Here is an 820-nt window from a genome sequence, read left to right as displayed (position 1 = left end):
TATCGTCATAGCGTGTGCACTCAGCGCCCCCAATAAGGCAGAAGCCATCGCAATAACAACTTTCAATACAGTGTCCCAGGTAATCTTCTTCATAACGATCAGTTTTTAGTGATTTAATATTTAGTGATTCTATCCCAACGGATTTTCTTCAATCCCTCCATCAGCAGAACCACCCGATTCGGATGACTGCATGCTTCGCGTCACCACACGTGTGTACGCCATTGTCTTCGTAATGTCCGTCAACCCCTTGCCGGGACGGAAGTTGATACGTGATTTCTTAATCATGGATAGCGTGAAATCTTCCGCCTTCTCTGCGCCCTTACTGCTGACGCCCATCTGCATAGATCCCAGATCTCCCAACCTGACAATGCGCCCCGCTTTCAGGGCACGCTTCGCCTCATAGATGATGCCCGCCAGTGCAGCACGTACATCAGTTTCCGTACACGTGGTACGTCCGGTTATCGCTTCGCACATTTCGTCGAAGTCCAACTCGCCCGAGGCTTGCGCCAGGGCATAATACTTTGCGGGCTCACTCTTCTTAGAAGGATTTTTACGAGCCACCACCGAATAATTCATGGATGTTGCCATATCAATTATTTTTTTAAAATGAATGTAAATCATCGATTTACACTGCAAATATACCGGATGACAGATACCCCTCAGTCGCCAATGAAGCTTTACGAATATTATTGAAATAAACACGTCCCAAAACTTTCACGGACCGTTTATTTTTAGTAAATTTACGTCACATTAAGAATCAATAAATACAAGAAAATGAAAGAAGAAAAAAGCACTTTCACAGTGCGCAGTTACACAAAAT

2 protein-coding genes are annotated in these 820 nt (G+C 44.5%); both read right to left on the bottom strand.

The features are described 5' to 3' along the window. Window positions 1-93, bottom strand: a 93-nt coding sequence (locus BACCELL_RS26680; protein ID WP_022210678.1) for a smalltalk protein, incomplete at its 3' end; no start/stop codon positions are given. A gap of 36 nt (window positions 94-129) precedes the next feature. Then, window positions 130-588 carry an HU family DNA-binding protein gene (locus tag BACCELL_RS25405; protein WP_025726397.1) on the bottom strand — a complete coding sequence of 153 codons (459 nt, stop codon included), beginning with the start codon at window positions 586-588 and terminating at the stop codon, window positions 130-132. Between the last annotated feature and the right edge of the window lie 232 nt (window positions 589-820).

The sequence above is a fragment of the Bacteroides cellulosilyticus DSM 14838 genome (genome assembly GCF_000158035.1).
GTDB lineage: Bacteria > Bacteroidota > Bacteroidia > Bacteroidales > Bacteroidaceae > Bacteroides > Bacteroides cellulosilyticus.
The sequence above is the reverse complement of the archived record's forward strand: the minus strand, read 5'-3'. Positions and strand labels throughout refer to the sequence as shown.